11 protein-coding genes are annotated in these 17,360 nt (G+C 46.1%); 2 read left to right on the top strand and 9 right to left on the bottom strand.

Annotated elements, in window-relative coordinates:
- Window positions 1-80: 80 nt before the first annotated feature.
- The 3 genes from I3249_RS06700 to I3249_RS06710 form a co-directional block, all read right to left on the bottom strand.
- Window positions 81-4,037: an AAA family ATPase gene (locus tag I3249_RS06700; protein WP_238069211.1), complete on the bottom strand. Its 3,957-nt coding sequence runs from the start codon at window positions 4,035-4,037 to the stop codon at window positions 81-83.
- Between the two features lie 66 nt (window positions 4,038-4,103).
- Window positions 4,104-5,045: a hypothetical protein gene (locus tag I3249_RS06705; protein WP_238069212.1), complete on the bottom strand. Its 942-nt coding sequence runs from the start codon at window positions 5,043-5,045 to the stop codon at window positions 4,104-4,106.
- 51 nt (window positions 5,046-5,096) lie between these two features.
- Window positions 5,097-5,900 carry a sulfite exporter TauE/SafE family protein gene (locus I3249_RS06710; protein WP_238069276.1) on the bottom strand — a complete coding sequence of 268 codons (804 nt, stop codon included), beginning with the start codon at window positions 5,898-5,900 and terminating at the stop codon, window positions 5,097-5,099.
- Between the two features lie 175 nt (window positions 5,901-6,075).
- On the opposite strand from I3249_RS06710, the gene I3249_RS06715 reads away from it, so the two are divergent.
- Window positions 6,076-7,065 (top strand): biotin--[acetyl-CoA-carboxylase] ligase, encoded by a 990-nt coding sequence (locus I3249_RS06715; RefSeq protein ID WP_238069213.1) that lies wholly within the window; start codon window positions 6,076-6,078, stop codon window positions 7,063-7,065.
- A 59-nt stretch (window positions 7,066-7,124) separates the two neighbouring features.
- Window positions 7,125-7,853 (top strand): pantothenate kinase, encoded by a 729-nt coding sequence (locus I3249_RS06720; RefSeq protein WP_238069214.1) that lies wholly within the window; start codon window positions 7,125-7,127, stop codon window positions 7,851-7,853.
- A 123-nt stretch (window positions 7,854-7,976) separates the two neighbouring features.
- On the opposite strand, the gene I3249_RS06725 is transcribed toward I3249_RS06720, so the two are convergent.
- The 6 genes from I3249_RS06725 to I3249_RS06750 all read right to left on the bottom strand — a co-directional run bounded on the left by I3249_RS06725 (window position 7,977) and on the right by I3249_RS06750 (window position 17,117).
- The gene (locus I3249_RS06725; protein WP_238069215.1) at window positions 7,977-9,164 is read right to left on the bottom strand and encodes an isovaleryl-CoA dehydrogenase; all 1,188 of its coding nucleotides are present in this window, start codon (window positions 9,162-9,164) and stop codon (window positions 7,977-7,979) included.
- A gap of 196 nt (window positions 9,165-9,360) precedes the next feature.
- Window positions 9,361-10,296, bottom strand: a complete 936-nt coding sequence (locus tag I3249_RS06730) for a hydroxymethylglutaryl-CoA lyase (protein WP_238069217.1) — start codon at window positions 10,294-10,296, stop codon at window positions 9,361-9,363.
- Window positions 10,297-10,341: 45 nt separating this feature from the next.
- Window positions 10,342-12,438 carry an acetyl/propionyl/methylcrotonyl-CoA carboxylase subunit alpha gene (locus I3249_RS06735; RefSeq protein WP_238069219.1) on the bottom strand — a complete coding sequence of 699 codons (2,097 nt, stop codon included), beginning with the start codon at window positions 12,436-12,438 and terminating at the stop codon, window positions 10,342-10,344.
- 77 nt (window positions 12,439-12,515) lie between these two features.
- Window positions 12,516-13,325 (bottom strand): enoyl-CoA hydratase/isomerase family protein, encoded by an 810-nt coding sequence (locus I3249_RS06740; protein WP_238069221.1) that lies wholly within the window; start codon window positions 13,323-13,325, stop codon window positions 12,516-12,518.
- Between the two features lie 165 nt (window positions 13,326-13,490).
- Window positions 13,491-15,101, bottom strand: coding sequence for a carboxyl transferase domain-containing protein (locus I3249_RS06745; protein ID WP_238069222.1), 1,611 nt, complete (start codon window positions 15,099-15,101; stop codon window positions 13,491-13,493).
- 240 nt (window positions 15,102-15,341) lie between these two features.
- Window positions 15,342-17,117 (bottom strand): AMP-binding protein, encoded by a 1,776-nt coding sequence (locus I3249_RS06750; RefSeq protein WP_238069223.1) that lies wholly within the window; start codon window positions 17,115-17,117, stop codon window positions 15,342-15,344.
- Between the last annotated feature and the right edge of the window lie 243 nt (window positions 17,118-17,360).

The following is a 17,360-nucleotide window of genomic DNA, read 5'->3' on the forward strand; positions in this document are numbered from 1 at the left end:
ATTTGCATTTATGCCAATTGATTGATTATATTTGCATCGCGCTGATTCTCATAGCACTTTTAATGTCGGCTATTTCACACTTAGCTCTCTACGTAACGCGCAGCTTCATCGAGTGACACACTGACTAGTGTAGAAATGCCTGCACTTGGCATGGTAATACCTTTTAGCTCATCAGCAATTTGCATCGTCAGTTTATTATGACTGATAAAGATAAACTGCAAGTCATCTGCTAGCTCATGAATGAGACTGGTAAAGCGCGCAACGTTGGCATCATCAAGAGGTGCATCGACCTCATCAAGCACACAGAACGGTGCAGGATGCTGCTTAAATATCGCAAAAATCAAGCTCAGCGCGGTAAGGGTTTTTTCACCGCCCGATAGTACCGCTAAGCGACTATTACGTTTGCCCTTCGGCTGCGCCATTAAGGTAAGCCCTGCCCGCCATTGTTCCGACTTTGGCGTATTGGCTGGCATCTCGTCAGTGTTCAACGTCAGGCTAGCCTGCCCACCGCCAAAGACTTTGGCAAATAAATTGGCCAGCTCATTATTGACCGCATCAAGCGTCTGCATAAACAGCGTTTTAGTCGTCTCATCAATAGAGGCAATCGCTTCAGTCAATGTCTGCATACTGGCCGCGATATCTGCCGTCTGCTGTGCGAGTGGATCTAGGCGTTCGTTCACTTCGGCCAACTCTGCGACCGCGGCTAAATTCACTGGCCCAATCTTACTCAACTGCTGGGTCAACTTGGCTCGCTCGGACTCTAGCTCAGCGATTTTGTCTGGACGGACGCGGCGATCATGAGCGATAAAATCTGCTAGCAAGTTTGAGACGCTCATGCTTTGTTGTGGTTGCTCAGCTTGCGCTTTATATTTATGACTTACACGATAATAAGCATCTAAAGCGTTCTGTGTGTGTGCGCTAGCATCTTCCAAGCGCGCTGCACTCAGTGCCAATTCAGTAGCATGACGGGCAAGCTCACTTTGCTGCGTTTGCAATGTATTTTGCAATGTATCAAATGCTGTCTGCTGCTCAGCATACGTTTGTTTTAGTGCTGTTAGCGCAGTATCACGCTCGTTCAATAGCACTTGCTGCTCATCGCGCGTTACCTGGGCAGACTGTAGCGCTGCTTGTAGCTCTGGCAACTTGGCCTGCTGCTGATCGTGATGCGTCTGTAGACTTTGCTCATTCTCTAACGACTTATCATGTTGCTCAGTCGTACGAGCCAGACTGCTAATACTATGTTCTAAGCGCATCTCATATTGCTGAATACGCAGCTGCAATGCTTGCCAAGCATCATCATCAGCTTGACGCGCGCGGTTTAGCTCGCTGCGCTCAGCTTGCAGTTGCTGAGTTGTCGCTCGTGCCTCTGCTATTTGCGGCGTTAGCGTAGCGATCTCGCTTTCAATGTGCTGTTGTTCTTGCTCAAGGGTTTGTTGCTCTTGCGCCAGTTCTTGCTTTTCTTGCTCAAGCGATGCTTTATCAGCGTTCAGGCGTTGGCTATCCGCTTGCAACCGCTCGGCATTGGCTCGCTCGGTCGTCAGCTGCTGTTGGTATTGATGCTTATCACGGGTTAACTGCTCAGCTTGCGCACGCGTTTCTTCCAAGCTAACCATCAACGCATCATAATCGCGCTGGTCTTTTGCAATAGATTTTTGCTGATCTTGTATTTTGCTTTCAAACTCATCAAGCGAGTCTTCTAATACTTGCAAACGCGTACGCTGTTGCAGGCGCTGCGTGAGGAATTGGCTATTGCTATCGTTTTGCTCATCCTGTGCACCAGCGAATTTGCTTAAATTAATCGTTCCATAACGACTGATCAGCCAACCATCTGCGGTAAGCACAATAGCGGACGCCGGTAATGACTTTAGTACATCAGTAAGTGTATCAACCTCATTCTGCTCACTGGTTTCAAACTGCGCTGTATATATATAACATTGCTGCCAAAGCGCTAATGTAGGCTGTTTAATCAACTGCGATAATGGCAACACTTTATCAATCAAACTATCTGGCAATTCGCTGACAAATTTATGGTCACTAATAGCACTTTGCGCAGTAGGCAACCATAGACTATGACCCGTCTCTACTAAGGCTTTATTCTTTACAGTGGCAGGTGTATTTTTTGCCGTTTGATAAGTCAGTAAGTCTGCAACGTCATGCTCAAGCGCTCGCCATAAGCTATTCGCTTGTTGAGAAATACTATTAGCGTTATTAACGTCTGATTGCTTGGTTTGGTTAGTTTGTTGATTCGCTTGTTGGTTAGCAACCAGCACATGGCTGTCTAGCCATAATGCTAGGATACTATCGAGTAGCGGCGCATACTCCTGCCCTTTGGCACTTAGCTCAATCTGCTCACGTAGCGTTGCAATGGCTAACGGCTGATGATGTATGCCATCGTTATCTACATTATCTGTCGTGGTAACTTTCGACTTTGCTGATTGCTGTTGTGTAGGTTTCGGATGCAGTATTTGATGCAGGGTATCGTATTCGCCTGCCAGTAGCGCATGACGCTTTTCATTATCGCTCAACTCACTCTGTTGTGCGTTTAGTCTCTGCTGCAAGCTATGCACTTGCGGTTGTATCTCGGATAATCGTTCATCGACGGCTTCGTATTGACGCTCAACCTGCTGCAACTGCGTACTTAGCTCAGTGACTTGCTGTTCTAGCAGTTGACTTATATCTTGCACCTTATTCGTCTTACTCATATCAGTACTGTCAAATGCAGATGGCGCTATAGACTGCTGTAATTGCAGCCACAGGTTTTGCCAGTTTTGCTCGCGGCGTTGCCATTTATCATAGCTTTGCTGATGGCGCTTTTGCGCTTGAGCATTAATAGCTTGCTGCTGCTCAAGCGAACGGGCTTTATCTTGTAAGCGTGACAGATTGTTTTGCGCTTCATGCCACGCGCGCTGTAGTGGCTGCTCATTGCGCTTATAGTTATCGCGTTTATCAGTTAGCTCAATAAGCTGCGGGCGTAACGCTTCTAACGCTTGATTCTGCTCAGCTTGTTCAGCATTGAGCCGTTCGATATCAGCGAGTGATTGCGCACGCTGCTGAGCCAAGCCAGAAAGTTGCTGCTCGATAGTAGTCAGCTGTGCCTTAGCATCACTTAGCTTATGTTCTGCTTGTTGATAGCCGAGCTGCTGTTGATAATGAGCGCTTTGGGCATCGTCTTTGAGCCATTGCTCTTGATTGATACGCGCAGTAAGCTTGTCTTGCTGAGCTTTGAGCGTATCGTAGTCAGCTTGTAGTGTCGACACCTCATTAGCACTGCGTTCATGCGCTATTTTTTGCTGTTGATGTGTTTGCTTAGCTTGATACAGCTGCTGAATAGCGAGCTGCTGCTCGATATCAGCTAGTGTTAATGCCAATTCTTCGTAACGCTGCGCACTAGCCGCCTGCTTAGACAGTGTTTTCTGCTGGCGTAGTAATTCGCTTTGCATATCGTGCAGGCGCGCTAAATTGTCTTTTGTTTTCTCTAACTTCTTTTGCGTTTCTTCACGGCGAGCCTGATAGCGTGAGACACCTGCCGCCTCTTCAATAAACTCACGCAGCTGCACGGGACTAGACTCAACGATGCGCCCAATCATGCCTTGCTCAATCACCGCATAGCTACGCGCACCCAGCCCGGTACCTAAAAACACATCGACCACATCGCGGCGACGACAACGCGTACCATTGATAAAATAATCTGAGCGGCCATCCTTATTTACCTGACGGCGAACCGATAGCTCTTGGTACAAGTTAAACTCGTGGCGAATACCAGTCTGCTCATCTTGAGTATGCTCAAAGGTTAGCTCGACACTGGCGACGCTTTTTGCTGTCTTGTCCTGCGTACCAGCAAAGATAATATCACTCATCGCCCCGCCGCGTAACTGCTTGGCGGAGGTTTCGCCTAGCACCCAACGGATGGCATCAATCACATTGGATTTGCCACAGCCGTTCGGTCCGACGATGGCGGTGATACCATGACGAAAAGTAAAAGTGGTTGGATTGGCAAAGGATTTGAAGCCTGCCAGCTTTAGAGATTTTAAACGCATGAAGAGTCAATAAACTTAGCAAAAACAGGCGGCTATTCTACCTGAAATTGTAGTGGGTTTTTAGGGTTAAACGGTTAAGTGCATAAACGATTTTGATTCAAGGCTTTGATGGAACCCTCGTAACAGTTTTTGCTCCACTTGGCAGACGCTATTTTCTGCTAAATAGCAATTATTAAACTCGATAAAGGCTGACCAAGAGATACTTGCCACTTCTAAATGATCGACTATGTCTAACAGCTCTAGTCTTAGCAAATGCTGATACTTTCTTGGCCGTTTATGACATAGAGCCAGCTCCCGATCTACGAGCGTTTGCTTGTTTTGCTTTAGCGCGTCACCACCGATAAATAACAACAAAAACTTTGCCCCTTTCTCGATAAAGCCTTTTTCTAATAAATGCTCGTACATCAAACAATACTTTAGGATTGGGTCTGGGTTTTTCCGACCAGCGAGCTTTAACTCATTCGCTATCAGCACATTCGCCTGATGGTTATAGGCTAGGTTGTCCATATACATGGCTTTTAGCTCTGTACTGTTTTCAAACATACCGCTATTACCATGTGTCGACCATGATCCACTCGGCTCAAAGCTGATAAATTGCTGATAAAATAAGTTCAGATAAACATCACTGCACAAACTCAAAAAGATATCGAATTCTTTATTGAGATAGTCTTCAGAAAAGAACGTTACGCGGCGCACGGCTTCTCTCGCATTACAGATACCCATCGTTTGCGTTGAATACGTCTCTAGCTGCTCAGTTTCATTCATTTTTGTATTGAGCTTTTTGATGACTGATTGCTCAATCTCCTCTATATTTTTGTCCTTTAACTCTGGGTGGGCCGCCCATTCAATGATTTGGCGTACGTATTGCTTTTTAGTAATACCTAAAATACGCTGCGGCTCCCATGCCAAAAACTCTACCATATTAGAGAGACCCGTCGTCCATGATAACTGGTCTTTTAGATGATTCATTGAGCCGAAAACACGGCGGTATTTTTCTGCAGCTTTCATACTAATAATGTCTCACGGTTTACATACTAATTTTATAAAAACTCATTATTGCTATAAAACACCCAATCCACTCAATAACAACTGCCCTCCAGCAAATATCAATAATATGCCAAACGCGCGCTTAAGCATCAGTGCAGGTAAGACATGGGCAAGCTTGGCGCCAACTTTTGCCATCGCAAAGCTGGCGACTGAAATAAACAAAAATCCTGTGACATGGACAAACCCTATCGTACCCTCAGGCAGGTTGACCACGTCTTGACCGAACCAAGCAAACCCTGCTGCCCCAGCCAAGGCAATTGGTAGACCGCATGCTGCTGATGTGCCGACCGACTGTTTCATCGGAAGCCCTGCCCAGTTCAAAAACGGTACGGTCAAGCTGCCGCCGCCAATGCCAAAAATAGAGGACGCCATCCCAATGCCAGTACCTGCACCAAACTGGACACCGGCCGATGGTAGCGGTTTACCCACTTGTTCTTTATTTGAAAAGAACAGCATTTTTAAGGCGACCAATAGCGCACCGAAACCAATGATAGCCTGTAGTGCTTGTCCATCAATCATATCCGCGATACCCGCACCGACCAAACTACCGATGACCAATCCAAGCGCCATCTTGCCCCATACTTCCCAGCGCACGCCGCCGCGCTTGTTATGTGCCGTCAGTGAGCTGATTGAAGTTACAACGATGGTCGCCAACGACGTCCCGATGGCCAGATGGGTGATTACTTCTGGCGAAAAGTCATATGCGGTAAAAATCCATACCAATGCGGGCACGATAATCATACCACCGCCGACGCCAAACAGTCCCGCGCTGACACCTGCAAACGCGCCTGCAATCACAAACCACACATATAACATCATAGAACGAACCTTTTATAATACTGACTGGCACTATAGTACTCACTAGCGCTTAGGCATGCTTAATTGTATTTGCCAAATCTCAACGTGACCTTTATGCTGTTTACTCGGTACTGTCTGACCGCAACAATCGCTCAGTATATCAAAGTTTCCTTTAACCACATCGACTAAACTTATGCCGCCACTCACTAGTTTTTCTACCTATTTATCCGAGCTCAATCACCGTCATGTGGCTAGTAGCGCCTCGACCAATAGCGAGCTGATAGAAGCCTTGCAAAACGGGTCGTTAGATGTCGCCACCGTACACGTTTTGACGGCGGAAACCCAAAGCGCAGGTCGTGGTCAGCACGGGCGCTCGTGGCAATCACCGCGCGGCAATGTCTATCTGTCGCTATATCATCCTGTGCATATGCCAATCAGTGGCTTATTATCGCTCATCATTGGCCTTGAACTGGCAAAAATGGCCGTCATTCAAACACTGAACGAGCAGTTACAAGCGCAGGGACTGACGCCAATTGGTGTGAAATGGGCAAATGATTTGGGCTTTTATCAGCCAGCTCAGAGCCAATCTAAAGAGCTATCTAAAGTGCAATCTATAACGGACAGCTCAGTATTAGACTCAGTATTGGATAGTGATGTAGCAGATCAGCGTACCCTACCCTTTAATAAACTGGCTGGAATTTTGATAGAGCCAGTGACGAAGGCTGGTAGGTTGGTCGGTGTAGTACTAGGTATCGGCCTAAACGTACAGGCAGCACCAAAGCTCACCACAAAAACGTCTGAGGGCATGAGTTACCAAGCGATTAGCTTACAAGATATTAATGAGATGCTGTCTTTAGAGACACAACCTGCGAGCCTACCAGACCTACCAATGCTCTATCAGCAGATGTGCAAAGCATTGATGGCGGCGATGACACGCTTTGAGCATTTGGGCATAGAGCAGCCAACGGGTCATACTTATTATTTGGATAGTTTTTTGGAGCAGTTTGCGACGATGGATGCGCTATCAGGTCTACATTTGCGCGTCACGCAAGATTATAATAACGAAGAAAAAGTCATAACGGGAATCGCTTGCGGTGTCGACACACATGGCTGTTTGCAATTGCGCCAAGATAGCGGTAAGATTTCTACGCTTTTTACTGGACGCATCGACGTTATTTATTAGGCTTAGACAACTATATTGATGAACACCATCATTAACGAGCACTATATAAAGGGACTTTTATGCTCTGGCTTGATCTTGGAAATACCCGCCTAAAATACTGGCTAACTGATGATATCGGACAAATAGTCGCGCATGATGCTAAGCAGCATTTGCAAGCACCTGCCGAACTACTTATGGGTCTGACGGATCGCTTTGAGCGTTATGCGCCTGACTTTATTGGTATCTCATCAGTATTGGGTGACAATCTCAATGCCAAAGTATCAGAGACACTCAGTCGTTTGAATATTCCGTTTGAATTTGTCCATGTCGATGCGGCGCACTCGCTGATGAAAAGTGCTTACAATGATCAGCAGCTCGGCTGTGATCGCTGGCTACAGATGCTCGGTGCGGTCGATAAGAAAAAACGCCAGTGTGTGATTGGTTGTGGCACAGCGGTGACCATTGATTTGATTGATCATGCTGAGCATTTGGGCGGTTATATTTTCCCCAGTATCTACCTGCAACGTGAATCACTGTTCTCTGGTACTAAGCAAATCACCATCTCGAACGGTACTTTTGATAGCGTCAACCAAGGCTTGACCACTCAAGACGCGGTCCATCGCGGTATTTTGCTTTCTATCGTCGGCGCGATCAATGAGATTAGCCATCGCCATCCTAATTTTGAATTGATTATGACAGGTGGAGATGCAGCTATAATCTCCCAGCATGTTAATCGCCCAGTACGCTTGCGTGATGATTTATTATTAAACGGTTTGGCAAGGTATTTTGATTATCGGAATAAGTCTTAACCGCTTATAGATAATTCGGTTCGACGTCGACATAAAAAAAGCAGCACGTTTTGAACGTGCTGCTTTTTTATTTTACTATTAGAAAATAGCTAACGTGTTTCTAGTTATTGCCACAATACTTTCTTATTTGGTCTCGTTAAATAGCTCACGACCGACTAGCATACGGCGGATTTCACTAGTGCCTGCGCCAATTTCATATAGCTTAGCATCGCGCCAGTAGCGACCAAGTGGATACTCATTGGTATAACCGTTGCCGCCAAATATTTGAATGCCCTCGCCTGCCATCCACGTAGCTTTTTCGGCACACCATAAAATCACACTGGCGCAATCTTTACGCACTTCTCGACTATGACCCGCACCGCGCGCGTCCAACATATCGAGGTTTTTACCCACGGTGTATAAGAAGCTACGACCTGCTTGCAGTATCGTATACATGTCTGCAACTTTGCCTTGAATAAGCTGGAACTCACCGATGGCTTGACCAAACTGTTTACGATCATGGATATAAGGCACAACGTTGTCCATCACTGCTTGCATGATACCGATAGGACCTGCGGCCAATACAGCACGCTCGTAATCTAGGCCGCTCATCAAGACCTTGACGCCTTCATTAAGACCGCCCAAGATATTTTTGCTTGGTACTTTTACATTATTAAAAGTCATCTCGCCAGTATGGCTACCACGCATGCCGAGCTTATCTAGCTTTTGTGCGGTACCAAAACCTTCCATACCTTTTTCAACGATAAAGGCCGTCATGCCTTTTGCACCCAATTCAGGATTGGTCTTGGCATAAACCACCATTACGTCCGCATCAGGACCATTGGTGATCCACATTTTGCTACCGTTCAAAATATAGCTACCGTCTTTTTCTTCGGCTTTTAGCTTCATACTGACGACATCTGAGCCAGCGCCTGTCTCACTCATTGCCAAAGCACCGATGAACTCGCCGCTGATTAGCTTTGGCAGATATTTCTGCTTTTGTTCTTCAGAGCCGTTACGTTTGATTTGGTTAATACATAGATTAGAGTGTGCGCCATAGCTCAGTGCTACCGATGCCGAAGCTCGGCTAATCTCTTCCATCGCGACCATGTGTGCGACGTAGCCCATGTTGGAGCCGCCGTACTCTTCAGGAACGGTAATGCCATGTAGGCCAATATCACCCATCTTTTGCCACAGATCCATTGGAAACTCATCACTGCTATCAATCTCAGCAGCACGTGGAGCGATCTCGTTTGCCGCAAACTGCTGTACGACATCACGTAGCGCGTCAATATCTTCGCCAAGTTGAAAATTTAATCCAGGTAAACTCATAACCATTCCTTGTATTTTAATATTTAGTTTTCGAATTTTGATCTGTTTTTTAAAGCCATATTATTTTCGATGTCATCTTTGATGTCATAGTCCATTCAATGCGAAAGTATGGCAAGGCAACCGAGTGTAGATGTATATCGAATACTTCAAACGAGGTTAACGCTGTCATACCTTCACAGTGGATTGACTATACTAATTAAGACTGACGTTTATTAATGATGGCACGTGCCACATTTGAACCATTCGGACGCTTTAAGAACTCGCTGATACGTTCACCTGCCACGACTAATTTATCCAAATCGATACCCGTGCTGATACCCATACCATGCAGCATATATACTACATCTTCGGTGGCGACATTGCCCGTTGCGCCTTTAGCATAAGGACAACCACCTAGGCCAGCGACGGAGGTATCAAACTCACTAACACCCATTTGTAATGCAGCCAGAGTATTGCTCAGTGCTTGACCATAAGTATCATGAAAATGACCCGATAGCATAGAGATATCAGCATACTCGAGTGCAGCTTGCAACGCTCGCTGTACTTTGAGCGGTGTACCCACACCGATCGTATCGGCAATACCAATCTGCTCTGCACCGATCTCAATCAATCGCTTGGTGACATAAGCTACTTGGCTAGGGTCAATCTCGCCTTCATAGGGACAACCAACCGTACAAGAGATCACGCCGCGTACTTTGATGCCTTGTGCTTTTGCTGCAGCAGCCACTGGTGCAAAACGTTCAATACTCTCATCAATACTACAATTGATGTTTTTTTGGCTAAAGGTTTCACTGGCTGAGCCAAAGATAACGATTTCATCAGGACGATGCAAGATAGCATTTTCAAAGCCGCGCATATTGGGTACCAGTACGGAGTAGCAAACGTCCTTCTGCCGCATAGGCGCTAGCGCGTCAAGCAACACGCTATTATCGCCCATTTGTGGCACCCACTTTGGTGAGACAAAACTGGTCGCTTCCAATTTTTTGATACCCGCCGCAATCAAGTCATTGATAAGCGTTTGCTTAACCTCAGTCGGTACCGTCGTTGACTCGTTTTGCAAGCCATCACGTGGACTGACATCAACGATGGTGACCTGTTCAGGGTACGAATACTTTGGATACGAATGGCTCATACTTGTCATCCTTCTTATTACTCGGCTGCTAATTGTCAGCCTTTATTAACCTTCAGCATCAATGCGCAATAGCTCATCACCATCAGCGACCAAATCACCTGCTGCAAATAATAGCTCTGCTACCACACCATCTGTCGGTGCGGTAATCGTGTGTTCAATTTTCATGGCTTCGATGACGGCAAGTGGCTCGCCTTTTTTCACAGTATCGCCAACAGCTACTTTGAATGCAACCACTTGTCCTGGCATTGGCGACTTCAAACTGCCAACCGCTGCTGTGTCTTCGCCCACATGTGCCATTACGTCGACAAGCGTAATTTCATCACGTCCGCTATCTGTGAATACGTAGACCGTCTCGTTATTTACCCAGCTTTGGGCACTGATACGTGCACCATCTAACCATAAAGTATGATTGTGCGCGTCACTGCTATCGTAGCTGATCTGACCTTCATAAACCGTTTTGGTCTGAGCAGCCACATTGATATTGCTATCATCCTGCGTATTCGCGATTTCTTTACCAATGACAAGCGTAAAACTACTGAGATTATCACCGCCTTTTTTGCTATCAGCACAACTTGCATTATGCCAATTACTGATGCGAGCGCTATAAGCCTGCTCATCATAAACCAAGCTAAATGAACGAGTATAATCGCTATAAGCACGAAAACCCGTCGGCTTGCTAAATGGATCTAAGCCCTGAGTAGTCGCTTCGCTTGCAAGCTGCTGCGCAATAGCCGTCACCACAAGCGTCGATAACTCAAGCGGATGCTGGTCAAAAAGCTTATCCTGCTCACGCTCTATCAATGCGGTATCGAGATTGGCTTTGCTAAATGAATCGGTATTTAAAATATAACGCAAAAATGCCACGTTGTTTGGCAGACCAACGATACGCGTCTGTGCCAATGCACGATCTAGTCTCGCCAACGCTTGCTCGCGCGTAGGAGCATGCACGATAAGCTTGGCAATCATAGAATCGTAAAAAGGACTGATCACATCACCCTCACGTATGCCATCATCGATACGCACATCGGTAATGTTAAAAGTACTATGCTCAGGCTTTTGATAAGTGAATAAAGTTCCTGTCGCTGGCAAGAAATTATTGTCAGGGTTTTCAGCACAGATACGCGCCTCAATTGCATGACCGTTGATAGCCAGATCATCTTGTGTTTTTGGCAATGGCTGACCTGCAGCAACCAACAGCTGCCACTCGACCAAATCGACACCCGTAATCGCTTCACTAACAGGATGCTCAACTTGCAAACGCGTATTCATTTCCATGAAATAAAAATTCATAGAGTCTTCACGCTGCTCCACAATAAACTCAACCGTACCTGCACCCACGTAATCGACCGCACGTGCTGCTTCGATTGCCGCTGTGCCCATCGCTTCACGCATCGCAGTATCGACACCCGGTGCTGGCGCTTCTTCTAATACTTTTTGGTGGCGACGCTGTACTGAGCAATCACGCTCAAATAGATGCACATAATTACCATGCGTATCACCGAATACTTGGATTTCTATATGACGTGGTTTTAGCGCATATTTTTCGACCAACACTTGATCATTGCCAAAACTGGTAATCGCTTCGCGACGGCACGAGTCTAATAAATCAATAAAGTCGCTGCTTTGCTCAACGATACGCATGCCTTTACCGCCGCCCCCTGCACTGGCTTTAATCAAGACAGGATAGCCAATATTATCTGCCTGCTGCTGCAAAAACTGAGCTTCTTGATTGTCACCATGATAACCCGGTATCAGCGGCACGCCAGCCGACTCCATCAAGCGCTTAGACTCAGACTTGCCGCCCATAGCACGGATAGCATCCGCCGATGGGCCGATAAATACTAGACCAGCATCTTGGCAAGCCTGTGCAAAGTCTGCATTTTCGCTCAAAAACCCATATCCTGGATGGATTGCTTGGGCGCCAGTCTCAAGCGCTATCGCAATAATAGCATCGCCTTTGAGATAACTGTCTTTCGGTGCCGAACCACCCAAATAGATAGCCTCATCACAGACAGCCACATGTTTGGCCTCACGATCCGCATCAGAATAAACAGCAACGGTACTGACGCCAAGACGCTTAGCAGTCGCGGCCACTCGGCAAGCAATTTCACCACGGTTGGCGATTAGAATTTTAGAAAACATAACTATCCCTGTGTCTTGTCGTTATTATTTGACGTCTTGTCTATTTGCCCATTTGCCTATCATTGTTCTACTACTAGTTAGTCTGCCATTAGCCAATCAGGTTTACGCTTTTGCAAAAACGCTTGTACACCCTCTTTACCTTGTGTTGATGAGCGGATATCAGCAATACCTTTGACCGTGTCAGCGATCAGCTCATCAGTAATAGGTGCACCAGCGATATTGTGTAATAGCTGTTTGCAGGTTTTTACCGCGTCAGGGCTGTTTTTGACGACCTTATTACAGAATGCAGCCACTTCATCGGCCAGCCATTCTTCGCTAACACGCTCATGGATAAATCCAAGCTGACGTGCCTTTTTGGCATCAAATACTTCAGCACTTAAGAAATAACGCTGCGAGGCTCTAGCGCCTAGCGCTCGGATAACATAAGGACTGATAGTGGCAGGTGCCAACCCTAACCGCACTTCACTGAGGCAGAAATTAGCAATTTTGACCGCAATGGCTACGTCGCAAGCAGCGACTAGACCCATGCCACCTGCGTATACATCGCCTTGAATAGCCGCGACTGTTGGCTTAGGACATTCATAAATAGTCTTAAGCATTTGCGCCAACTTATCAGCATCCGCTAGATTCTCTTCATAGCTATAATCCGCCATGGCACGCATCCAATTGAGGTCAGCGCCTGCACAAAATGCCTTGCCAGCAGCCGCTAGCACAATGACACGTACCTCATCATCAGCACCAAGCGTACTAAAAGCATCGGTTAGCTCAGCAATCATTTCATCGTTAAAAGCATTACGTATCTCGGGACGATTTAACGTCACTGTCGCCACGTGCTGCTCAACGTTAACCAATAGGCTTTTATAATTTTTATTACTGTCTTTTTGCATAACTTTCTCTATATTTTTTGTGTAAATACTTAAACAAACTCTTGGTCAATCCATAATAATATTAATACAAGGAAACCAAGTGCAAAGACTAAGCGTAAATGTACAAATCGTACTTCAAATGAGGTTAATGCAGTAGTCGCTTATTATGGGGAGACCTTAGAACGCTTACATTCTAAAGACACCAAATGTCGTTTCTTCAATCGGCGCATTATATGCCGCGCTTAGTCCTAACGCCAATACATTACGGGTATCAGCAGGATCAATCACGCCGTCATCCCACATACGTGCGGTAGCATAATACGGATGACCTTGCTCTTCATACATTTCACGAATTGGCGCTTTAAATGCGGCTTCGTCCTCATCGCTCCACGCTTCACCTTTGCGATCAAAGTTATCACGTTTGACCGTTGCCAGTACCGATGCAGCTTGCTCGCCGCCCATGACAGAGATACGCGCATTTGGCCACATCCATAAGAAACGCGGGCTGTAAGCGCGGCCACACATACCGTAATTACCAGCGCCGAACGAACCACCAACGATAACTGTGAACTTTGGCACTTTTGCATTGGCCACTGCCATTACCATCTTGGCACCATGACGAGCGATACCTTCGTTCTCGTATTTGCGGCCAACCATAAAGCCAGTGATATTCTGTAGGAATACTAATGGGATTTTGCGTTTACAGCACAGTTCGATGAAGTGCGTACCTTTTTGCGCTGATTCACTGAATAAGATACCGTTATTGGCAATAATACCAACAGGCATCCCTTCGATATGAGCGAACCCACAAACCAACGTCGTACCAAAGCGCGATTTAAACTCATCAAAGGCACTGTCATCAACGATACGCGCGATGATTTCTCTGATATCAAATGGCTTGCGCTTGTCTGTTGGAATAACACCATAGAGCTCTTTGGCATCGTAACGTGGCGGACGCGATGTGATTTGATTAGGAATATTTTTTGTAGGGCGATTTAGGTGACTGACGATATTACGGGCAATCGATAGTGCGTGCGTATCGTTTTGCGCTAGATGATCAACCACACCTGATAGTCTAGTATGTACATCACCGCCACCCAAGTCTTCTGCCGTGACCTCTTCACCCGTTGCTGCTTTGACTAGTGGTGGACCACCCAAAAATATCGTACCTTGCTCTTTTACAATAATAGACTCATCGCTCATGGCAGGCACATAGGCACCGCCAGCCGTACAGCTGCCCATAACCACAGCAATCTGTGGAATACCTGCCGCACTGAGATTGGCTTGATTAAAGAAGATACGGCCGAAATGTTCTTTATCAGGGAACACATCATCTTGGTTCGGTAAATTAGCCCCACCTGAATCAACCAGATAAACGCACGGCAGATGATTTTCTTGCGCAATTTCTTGTGCTCGCAGGTGCTTTTTGACCGTCATTGGGTAGTACGTGCCGCCTTTTACCGTGGCATCATTACAGACAATCATACACTCGATGCCATTGATACGGCCGATACCCGCAATCACGCCAGCCGCCGGAATCTCTTCGCCATACATATCATGTGCAGCCATCGGTGCCACTTCTAGGAACGGCGTACCTACATCCAACAAACGCTCGACGCGTTCACGTGGTAACAGCTTACCACGCGCTAGATGCTTGGCACGTGCGCGCTCTGAGCCACCTTGGGCAACTTTACGCAAGTGTACATACAGGTCATCGACTATCTCTTGCATCGCGGCACTGTTTTGCTGAAAATCGCTTGAGTTTGGACTCAGTTTACTGGTTATGATAGCGCTCATGATATCCCTTTTTTTCTTATACATAGATAGATACGTAGATGTGAGTAGCTTTTTATATAAATGATACTAACTGCTATTTTTAAGCGTTGCTCACATATAGTCGATTCAATTTAAAAGTAGTACAAGGCAACCGAGTGCAGAGGTATGTGTGATACTTCAAGCGAGGTTAACGCTGTAATACTTTTATAGTGAAATGAATATGGTTAGTCTTTTGTTTTTTAGAGCAGATAAGTAAGCTTACTACAAACCCAACTCTTCTTTCATTTGCTCAATGATTTTATATTTTTGAATTTTTCCAGTGATGGTCATTGGATATTCAGTCACAAAGCGATAGTAAGTCGGCACTTTATAATGAGCGATATGCTCGCTACAGAACTCGCGCACTTCTTGTTCAGTCAAGCAGCCAGGCTCTTTCGGAATAATCCACGCCGCCAGTACTTCACCATAACGTTCATCTGGTATACCCACGATTTGTACATCACGAATCTTTGGGTGACGATAGAGGTAATTTTCAATTTCTACTGGATAGATATTTTCGCCGCCGCGAATCACCATATCTTTACTACGACCGACGATTTTTACGTAGCCGTCTTCATCCATTGTGGCCAAATCACCCGTATGCATCCAACCATCTTGGATCGCCTCACGTGTTTTAAAACGGCTGCCCCAATAGCCTTTCATCACTGAATAGCCTCGTGTAAGCAGCTCACCTGTCTCACCCAGCGGGACAATTTCACCTGTTTCTGTATCAACGACTTTCACCTCAAGCGCAGGCTGTACCAGTCCTACCGTCGAGACTTGTTTATCAAGTGGCGTGTGCTCATTGGTCTGGCAAGATACAGGACTGGTCTCTGTCATGCCATAGGCAATGGTGACTTCGCTCATATGCATCTTATCAATGACACGGCGCATGACCTCAATCGGACAGCTAGAGCCAGCCATGATACCCGTGCGCAGGGTAGACAAATCAAAGTTTTCAAATTCAGGATGGTCAAGCTCAGCGATAAACATCGTTGGCACGCCGTGCAGACCTGTACACTTTTCTTCTTCGACTGCCTGCAATACGGTCAATGGCTCAAAGCCGTCGTTTGGATATACGATACAGCCACCATGCGTGAGAATCGCTAGGTTACCAAGCACCATACCAAAACAATGATACAAGGGTACTGGAATACACAGTTTGTCCTCTTCAGTAAGGTTCATGGCCTCACCGATGAAGTAGCCGTTGTTAAGGATGTTACGATGGCTTAAGGTAGCGCCTTTTGGTGTACCTGTCGTACCACTGGTAAACTGTACATTGATAGCATCGGTGTTTTTAAGCTGGGCTTGACGCTCAGCAACACGCGGATCGTTGGCATCGCCCTCGCTCATCCACGCAGAGAATTTTTGCATAAAGCCGAATGTCTCGTCCGACTCTGGCTCATCAATCCAGATGATACGTTCAATCGTCGGAATCTCGACCAAATCAAGCTGAGTGTAATCTTTGTGGTAAATCTCAGGACATAGCTCACGGATTAAACTGGCATAGTCACTTGTTTTGAAATGACGCATTAGTACCAGCGCTGAGCAGCCCAGTTTATTTAGGGCATATTGCAACTCAAAAGTACGATAGGCAGGATTGATATTAACGAGGATAACGCCGACTTTTGCCGTGGCCAATTGCATGAGCAACCATTCAGCATTGTTGTGTGACCAGATACCGATACGATCGCCAATCTCTAATCCCATTTCAATCATGCTACTGGCTAGCTGATTCACTTGCTGCTGTAGCTCACGATATGTCCAGCGGATATTTTGATGGCGGACGACCAGTGCTTCGCGCTCAGGATATTTAGAAACAATAGCATCAAAAAAGTCACCGATGGTCGCTTCAATCAGCGGTACATCAGGACCTTTGTCATAGCTTTTGGTAAGAGGTGCATTGGCTGAGCGTGCGCCCATATTGATACTAGGAATGTTGTTTAAAATAGTATCGAAGTCAACGCGAGTCGAATCGAAATCAGGAGTTTGAGTCATAACGAGTCCTTTCGTTTTACTTTTTATATTATTTATAAATAGCACTTATTAATAGCCTGCGTGCAAACCTTCTTCCTTGGGCAGGTCTTATATAGCATTCAGCTACTATAACGCCATCAATGAAAGCCTGTCAACAATATCAATACAGTATGTATCATTTAATTAGATAGTCTGCCTTTCTACTTAGTAAAAGGTAGCATAGAATCATGGCAAGTTTTTGACACAAAAAAGCCAGCCACATCA

The organism is Psychrobacter sp. Ps1 (genome assembly GCF_022129425.1).
Taxonomy (GTDB): domain Bacteria; phylum Pseudomonadota; class Gammaproteobacteria; order Pseudomonadales; family Moraxellaceae; genus Psychrobacter.

Bases quoted from the DNA above. Each gene is read 5' to 3' on its own strand.
- I3249_RS06700 (WP_238069211.1), bottom strand. From the start codon at position 4,037: ATGCGTTTAAAATCTCTAAAGCTGGCAGGCTTCAAATCCTTTGCCAAT.
- I3249_RS06705 (WP_238069212.1), bottom strand. From the start codon at position 5,045: ATGAAAGCTGCAGAAAAATACCGCCGTGTTTTCGGCTCAATGAATCAT.
- I3249_RS06710 (WP_238069276.1), bottom strand. From the start codon at position 5,900: ATGTTATATGTGTGGTTTGTGATTGCAGGCGCGTTTGCAGGTGTCAGC.
- I3249_RS06715 (WP_238069213.1), top strand. From the start codon at position 6,076: ATGCCGCCACTCACTAGTTTTTCTACCTATTTATCCGAGCTCAATCAC.
- I3249_RS06720 (WP_238069214.1), top strand. From the start codon at position 7,125: ATGCTCTGGCTTGATCTTGGAAATACCCGCCTAAAATACTGGCTAACT.
- I3249_RS06725 (WP_238069215.1), bottom strand. From the start codon at position 9,164: ATGAGTTTACCTGGATTAAATTTTCAACTTGGCGAAGATATTGACGCG.
- I3249_RS06730 (WP_238069217.1), bottom strand. From the start codon at position 10,296: ATGAGCCATTCGTATCCAAAGTATTCGTACCCTGAACAGGTCACCATC.
- I3249_RS06735 (WP_238069219.1), bottom strand. From the start codon at position 12,438: ATGTTTTCTAAAATTCTAATCGCCAACCGTGGTGAAATTGCTTGCCGA.
- I3249_RS06740 (WP_238069221.1), bottom strand. From the start codon at position 13,325: ATGCAAAAAGACAGTAATAAAAATTATAAAAGCCTATTGGTTAACGTT.
- I3249_RS06745 (WP_238069222.1), bottom strand. From the start codon at position 15,101: ATGAGCGCTATCATAACCAGTAAACTGAGTCCAAACTCAAGCGATTTT.
- I3249_RS06750 (WP_238069223.1), bottom strand. From the start codon at position 17,117: ATGACTCAAACTCCTGATTTCGATTCGACTCGCGTTGACTTCGATACT.